Origin of the sequence: Motilibacter aurantiacus, assembly GCF_011250645.1 — a bacterium.
GTDB lineage: Bacteria > Actinomycetota > Actinomycetes > Motilibacterales > Motilibacteraceae > Motilibacter_A > Motilibacter_A aurantiacus.
Window position 1 is genome coordinate 96,296 of sequence record NZ_JAANNO010000001.1, and the last position, 6,885, is coordinate 103,180.

A 6,885-nucleotide genomic window follows, 5' to 3' on the forward strand; every position below is an offset into this window, starting at 1 on the left:
AGGACCGGACGGAGCCGGACGGCCCGACGCCGCCGGACATGCCGGGCCGGCAGCCGCTCGGCCGGCGCGCCCGGCGGCTGCGCGCCCCGGCACTGCTCGCGCTCCTCGTCCTCGGTGCCGGCATCGCGCTCGCCCTGGCCTCGAACGGCCGGGAGGGCAGCCTCGACCCGCGGGCGGCCGACCCGGCCGGCAGCAAGGCACTGGCGACCCTGCTCGCACGCGAGGGGGTGGACGTGCGGCTCGTCCGCACCGTCGACGAGGCGGTCGCCGCAGCCGGTGCGGGGACGACGCTGCTGGTGGCCCGGCCGGAGCTGCTCGTCTCCGAGCAGGCGCGGCGGGTCGCGCAGGTGCCGGCGGACCTGGTGCTGGTGGAGCCGGGCCAGCCCTTCCTCGACGTCGCGGCCCCGGCCGTCCGGGAGGAGGGGGTCTCGCCCGGGTCGGCCCGCGAGCCGTTCTGCCGGCTCGCAGCCGCGCAGCGAGCGGGGCGGGCCGAGCTGCCGGGCCGCGTCTACTCCGTCGGACCGGAGCCGGGCACGGCCGTGACCGGGTGCTATCCGGAGGACGCGACGTTCCCCGACGACACCGTGGCGCTGGCCCGGTTGGAGGCGAGCGGCGGCGACCGGGCGGTCACCGTCGTCGGCTCCGCCCGTCCCCTGACCAACGACGGCCTCGACGAGGAGGGCAACGCGGCGCTGGCCCTGGGGCTGCTCGGCGAGCGGGAGCTGCTGGTGTGGTACCTCCCCTCCCCCGACGACGTGCCCGAGGGAGCGCGCCGGACACTGCGCGACCTGCTGCCGGACGGCGTCGTGTTCGGCGTGGTGCAGGTCGCGGTGGCTGTGGTGCTCGCGGCGCTGTGGCGGGGCCGCCGGCTCGGCCCCGTCGTCCCGGAGCCGCTCCCGGTGTCCGTGCCCGCGGCGGAGACGGTCGAGGGCCGGGCAGGGCTCTACCGCCGGTTCCACGCGACAGACCGGGCCGCCGAGGCGCTGCGCGCCGCCGTGGCCCGTCGGCTCGCGGCCGCTCTCGGCCTGCCCCGGGCGGCCGCGCCGCCGGAGGTCGTGACGGCGGTGTCGCAGGCGTCGGGGCGGAGCCCGGGCGAGGTCGGGGCGCTCCTGTACGGTCCCCCACCGGAGGACGACGCGGCGCTCGTGCGCCTCGCCGGCGCCCTGGACCGGCTCGAGATGGAGGCACGCCGCACGTGAGCACGCCCGACGAGAGCAGCCCCGAAGCGCCCCGGTACGCCCCTGCCCCCGCCGCGCCGGGGCGCGCCGTCGAGGAGTCCGAGGCCGCCCGCATCGCGCTGGCCGCCGTGCGCAGCGAGGTCGGCAAGGCCGTCGTCGGGCAGGACGGCGCGGTCACCGGCGTGATCCTCGCCCTGCTCTGCCAGGGCCACGTCCTGCTCGAGGGCGTTCCCGGCGTGGCCAAGACGCTGCTCGTCCGCTCGCTGGCCGCCGCGCTGTCGCTGACGTCCAAGCGCGTCCAGTTCACCCCTGACCTCATGCCGGGTGACATCACCGGGTCGCTCGTCTACGACGCGCGGACCGCGGAGTTCTCCTTCCGCGAGGGGCCGGTCTTCACCAACCTGATGCTCGCCGACGAGATCAACCGGACACCGGCCAAGACCCAGGCCGCCCTGCTCGAGGCCATGGAGGAGCGCCAGGTCAGCGTCGACGGGGTGCCCCGCCCGCTGCCCGACCCCTTCGTCGTCGCCGCCACCCAGAACCCGGTGGAGTACGAGGGCACCTACCCACTGCCCGAGGCACAGCTCGACCGCTTCCTGCTCAAGCTCACCCTGCCGCTACCCTCCCGCGAGGACGAGGTCTCGGTGCTCGCCCGGCACGCCGCCGGCTTCGACCCGCGCGACCTGCGCGGCGCCGGCATCCGCCCGGTGGCCGGGGTCGACGCGCTCCAGGCAGGCCGGCGCGCCGTCAAGCAGGTCCAGGTCGCGCCCGAGGTGCTGGGCTACGTCGTCGACCTCTGCCGGGCGACCCGCAGCTCGCCCTCGCTGCGGCTCGGCGTCTCGCCGCGCGGTGCGACCGCGCTGCTCGCCTCGGCACGGGCCTGGGCCTGGCTGTCGGGACGTGGCTACGTCACGCCGGACGACGTCAAGGCGCTGGCCCGCCCGGCGCTCCGGCACCGGGTCGGGCTGCGGCCGGAAGCCGAGCTCGAGGGCGTGACGGCGGACGCGGTGCTGGACGCGGTCCTCGGCGCCGTCCCCGTCCCGCGCTGACCCGCGGCCCCCATGGCCCTGACCGGTCGTACACCGCTGCTCGCGCTGCTCGGAGCGCTCGTCGTCGGCCTCGCCGCCCCGTCCTGGACGGGCGTGCTGCTCGTGACCCTCGCGGTCCTGGCGCTCGCGGGCCTCGACGTCGCGCTGGCCGCGGCGGTGCGCCCGCTCGAGCTCAGCCGCGCCGGTGACCGGTCGGCCCGGCTCGGCGAGCAGGCGCAGGTCGAGCTCGTCGTCGCCAACCGGGGCCGCCGCCGGGCTCGCGGCCTGGTGCGGGACGCCTGGCCGCCCTCGGCCGGCGCCCAGGCCCAGCGCCACCGGCTCGACGTCGCGCCGGGTGAGCGCGCCCGGCTGACCACCGTCCTGCGACCGACCCGCCGGGGCGACCGGGCGGCGTACCGCGTCACCGTCCGGACGCTGGGGCCGCTCGGGCTGGCCGGCCGCCAGCGCTCCCGGCAGCTGCCCTGGACGGTCCGCGTCCTGCCTCCGTTCGCCTCCCGCCGGCACCTGCCGGCCAAGCTCGCACAGCTGCGCGAGATCGAGGGGCGCGCTGCCGTGATGGTGCGCGGGCAGGGCACGGAGTTCGACTCCCTGCGCGAGTACGTCCCGGGCGACGACGTGCGCTCGATCGACTGGCGCGCCACCGCCCGCCGTTCCGAGGTCACCGTGCGCACCTGGCGGCCGGAGCGCGACCGGCGCGTGCTGCTGGTCCTCGACACCGGGCGCACGTCGGCCGGCCGGGTCGGCGACGCCCCGCGGCTCGACGCCTGCATGGACGCCGCGCTGCTGCTCGCCGCTCTGGCCGCGCGCGGGGGCGACCGCGTCGACCTGCTGGCCTACGACCGCCGCGTCCGCGCCCGGGTCGAGAACGCCGCCGCCCCGGTCCTGCTCGCGTCGCTCGTCGATGCGATGGCCCCGCTCGAGGCCGAGCTGGTGGAGACCGACCTGGCCGGGATGGCCGCCACCGTGCTCGCCCGGCCGGGTCGGCGCAGCCTGGTCGTGCTGCTCACCGGACTGGAGACGACGCCGGTGGAGGAGGGGCTGCTGCCCGTGCTCGGCCGGCTCCTGCACCGGCACACCGTGCTGGTCGCCGCCGTCGCCGACCCGCGCGTCGCGCAGCTCGCGGCCGGCCGCGGCGATGCCGCGGAGGTCTACGGCGCCGCGTCCGCCGAGCGGTCGCGGGTCGAGCGCGCCCGGCTGGTCGAGCTGCTCGGCCGCCGTGGGGTCGAGGTCGTCGACGCCCTGCCCGACGAGCTCGCTCCCGCGCTCGCCGACCGCTACCTGGCGCTCAAGGCCGGCGGCCGCCTCTGACCGGCCCGCCGCCCGCTCGGCTCAGCGCGTGCCGGCCAGGGCCTCCGCGAGCTCCCGCTCGTCCGCGCGCTCGCGCGCCTCCAGCACCTCGCCGGTGTGCACCGCGGCCCAGCGCCGCACCGCGTCGATCGGCTCCAGCAGCGTCCGGCCCAGGCCCGTGAGCTGGTACTCCACGCGCGGCGGCACCTCGGCGTAGGCCTGCCGCGACACGAGCCCGTCGCGCACGAGCGCCTGCAGGGTCTGGCTGAGCACCTTGGGCGCCGGGCTGCCGATGGTCGCGCGCAGCTGGGAGAACCGGAGCACCTCGTGCCGCAGCGCGAGGATCACGAGCACCGTCCAGCGGTCCCCGATGCGGCTGAGGATCAGCCGGCTCGGGCAGCTGGGCTGGAACGGGTCGTAGCTCTCCGCGCTCTCCACGGCGCCATCATAGTTACGTTGAAGTACTCGGTACCGGATCGTTAGCGTCCTGGTCAGTCGCCTGATCGGGGCGGCCCGACAGGAAGGCTCTCCGATGCACGTACTCCTCACGGGTGGGACCGGCTTCATCGGCTCCGCGGTCCTGCGCGCCCTCGTCGCCGACGGCTCCGAGGTCACCGCGCTGGTCCGCAGCGACGCGTCCGCGGCCACCGTGGCCGCCGCCGGCGCCAAGCCACTGCTCACCGACATCACCGACACCGAGGCGGTCCGCGCGGCGCTGGCCGGCGTCGACGCCGCCGTCCACACCGCCAGCCCGGGTGACGCGACCAGCGCCGACGTGGACCGGGCCGTCGTGTCGGCGGTCACCGGCGCCTTCGCCGGGACGGACAGGCCCTACCTGCACACCGGCGGGGTCTGGGTCTACGGATCGGGTGCGGCCCTCACCGAGGACAGCCCGCTCGCCCCGCCGCGGCTGACGGCCTGGCGACCCGCCGTGGAGCGCTCGCTGCTCGACGCCCCGGGGCTGCGCGCCGGCGTCATCGCGCCCGCCATCGTCTACGGCGAGGGCGCCGGCATCCCGGCCCTGCTCGCGGGCTCGCCCCGCACCGCGGAGGGCGCGCTCGTCGCGATCGGCCCGGGCACCCAGCACTGGACGACGGTCCACGTCGAGGACCTCGCCGACCTGTACGTCGCGGCGCTCGCCGCGCTGCGGCCGGGCGACTACTACATCGGCGCGAGCGGCTCGAGCCCGACGGTCAACGAGATGCTCGCCGCCGTCGCGCGCGGCGCCGGCCTGCCCGGCACCGTGGTGGCGGAAGACGTCGAGGCCACGCAGCAGCGGCTGGGTGAGCTGTTCGCCGAGGCGCTGCTGCTGGACCAGCAGGCGTCGGGCGCGAAGGCCCGGACGGAGCTGAGCTGGTCGCCCAGCCGGCCGTCGCTGCTGGAGGAGCTGGAGTCGGGCAGCTACCGGGCGCAGGGCTGAGCCGCGCCGCCCTCGCGAGGCGCCTCGCGTTGCAGCAGGGCCGGTCAGGCCGCCGTCGGGACATGGGCGGCGGCCTGCTCGGGGGCCAGGTCCCCGACCTCGCCGGCCTGCGCGCCTCGGCGGCCGAGCACCGCGACGTAGGCCAGGAAGCCGAGCAGGGCGAGGGCGCCGATCGCGAGCCGCACCGCGGAGGGCAGTGGCGAGGGCGTGACGAACCCCTCGATGCAGCCGGCCACCGCGAAGACGGCGACCAGGCCGAGCGCGATCGCCGCCATCGCGCGGCCCTCCTCGCCCAGCGCCCGGGCCCGGGTGCGGGGACCGGGGTCGATGAGCGCCCAGCCCAGCCGCATGCCGGCGCCGGCCGCCACGAAGATCGCGGTCAGCTCGAGCAGGCCGTGCGGGAGGATGTAGACGAAGAAGGTGTCCAGCTCGCCATAGGAGCCGAGCACGCCGCCGGCCGCGCCGACGTTGAGCGCGTTGGTGAACAGCAGGTACCCCGGGAAGAGCAACGACGGCCCGGTGAGCAGGCACTGGGCCGCCACCCAGGCGTTGTTGGTCCAGACGCGCAGCGCGAACGAGCCCTGCGGGTTCTCCGAGTAGTAGTCGACGAACTGCTCGCGGTATGCGGCGACCTCGTCCGGCGGGATGACCAGCGCGCGGACGGTGTCGTCGCCGGAGACCCACCACCCGGCCGCGACGGCGACCACGACGGAGGCGAGGGCGGCCCCGCCGATCCAGTTCCTCGCCCGGTAGACCGCCGTGGGGAAGACGACGGTGAAGAAGCGGGCCACCTCCCGCCAGGCCGGGGTGTGGGCACCGGTGACGGCCGACCGCGCCTGCGCGACCAGCTGGGAGAGCCGGCCCACGAGCGCCGGGTCGGGCGAGGCGGAGCGGATCACCGACAGGTGCGTCGCGGCCCGGGAGTACAGCGTCACGAGCTCGTCGACCTCGACGCCGCGCAGCCGACCGCTGCGGCGGGTCAGCTCCTGCAGCCGCACCCACTCCCCGCTGTGGGCCACGACGTACGCGTCGACGTCCATCGCGGCAGACTAGCCCCGCGCATCCCCGCTCCTGACGGGCTGTGCACGGGCCCCACGGAAGGAGAGCAGGTGCCGGACGACCTCGTGACCGGCGAGGCCGTCGTGCTCGAGCTGCAGCCGGCCACCTTCGCCTCCCGCTGCCTGGCTCTGCTCATCGACTTCGCGGTGCAGTTCGCGTTGCTCGCCGGCACGTTCTTCGCCCTGGGCCTGGCGCTGCTCGTCCTGGACCCGGCCCTCGGCTACGCGCTCGTGATCGTCGCGCTGGTCGGGCTGCTCGTGGGCTACCCGGTGGCCTTCGAGACCCTGACGCGCGGGCGCACCCTGGGCAAGATGGCGCTCGGCCTGCGGGTGGTGCGCGACGACGGCGGCCCGGAGCAGTTCCGGCAGGCCTTGGTCCGCGGCCTCGTCGGCTTCGGCGAGTTCTTCCTCACCTCAGGCGCCGCGGCCCTGATCAGCTCGCTCGTCTCGACGCACGGCAAGCGCATCGGCGACCACCTCGCCGGCACGATCGTGGTCCGAGACCGCGTGCCCCGCTCCGGCGCGCCGGTCGCCGCGCTGCCTCCCGCGCTCGCGGGCTGGGCGGCGGGCCTGCAGCTGTCGGCACTGCCCGACGCGCTCGCCCTCGAGGCACGCGCCTTCCTCGCCCGAGCGCCCCAGCTGCAGCGGGACGCGCGGCGCAGCCTCGGCGTCCGCCTCGCCGACGACGTCCGCTCCCGCGTCACCCCCGGGCCCCCGCCGGGCATCGACCCCGAGTCCTACCTCGCGGCGGTGCTGGCCGAGCGGAGCCGGCGCGAGCTCGCCCGCCTGCAGCCGCCGGCAGCGGCCGCCCGCCGCCCCTCGACCGGGTACCCCTCGGCCCACGGCCTCGCTCAGCCCTACCCGCAGCAGCCCTACCCGCAGCAGCCCTACCC

At 76.9% G+C, this 6,885-nt stretch carries 7 protein-coding genes; 5 read left to right on the forward strand and 2 right to left on the reverse strand.

Annotation, left to right across the window (positions count from 1 at the left end):
* The 3 genes from G9H72_RS00465 to G9H72_RS00475 all read left to right on the forward strand — a co-directional run.
* The coding region (locus tag G9H72_RS00465) for a DUF4350 domain-containing protein (RefSeq protein ID WP_231126158.1) at positions 1-1,199 on the forward strand (1,199 nt) is incomplete at its 5' end.
* Positions 1,196-2,227 carry an AAA family ATPase gene (locus G9H72_RS00470; RefSeq protein ID WP_166166079.1) on the forward strand — a complete coding sequence of 344 codons (1,032 nt, stop codon included), beginning with the start codon at positions 1,196-1,198 and terminating at the stop codon, positions 2,225-2,227. The genes G9H72_RS00465 and G9H72_RS00470, both read left to right, overlap by 4 nt.
* A 12-nt stretch (positions 2,228-2,239) precedes the next feature.
* A complete protein-coding gene (locus tag G9H72_RS00475; protein WP_166166081.1) occupies positions 2,240-3,535 on the forward strand; it encodes a DUF58 domain-containing protein in 1,296 nt (431 codons plus the stop codon).
* Between the two features lie 21 nt (positions 3,536-3,556).
* On the opposite strand, the gene G9H72_RS00480 is transcribed toward G9H72_RS00475, so the two are convergent.
* Positions 3,557-3,952 (reverse strand): winged helix-turn-helix transcriptional regulator, encoded by a 396-nt coding sequence (locus tag G9H72_RS00480; protein ID WP_331271857.1) that lies wholly within the window; start codon positions 3,950-3,952, stop codon positions 3,557-3,559.
* A gap of 94 nt (positions 3,953-4,046) precedes the next feature.
* On the opposite strand from G9H72_RS00480, the gene G9H72_RS00485 reads away from it, so the two are divergent.
* Positions 4,047-4,934: an NAD-dependent epimerase/dehydratase family protein gene (locus G9H72_RS00485; RefSeq protein ID WP_166166085.1), complete on the forward strand. Its 888-nt coding sequence runs from the start codon at positions 4,047-4,049 to the stop codon at positions 4,932-4,934.
* A 44-nt stretch (positions 4,935-4,978) separates the two neighbouring features.
* Here G9H72_RS00485 and G9H72_RS00490 read toward each other — a convergent pair whose 3' ends face one another.
* Complete coding sequence (locus G9H72_RS00490) at positions 4,979-5,974, reverse strand: stage II sporulation protein M (protein WP_166166087.1); 996 nt, start codon at positions 5,972-5,974, stop codon at positions 4,979-4,981.
* Positions 5,975-6,043: 69 nt separating this feature from the next.
* Between G9H72_RS00490 and G9H72_RS00495 the strand changes: the two genes are divergently transcribed.
* On the forward strand, positions 6,044-6,885 hold an 842-nt coding region (locus G9H72_RS00495; protein ID WP_331271858.1), incomplete at its 3' end, for an RDD family protein.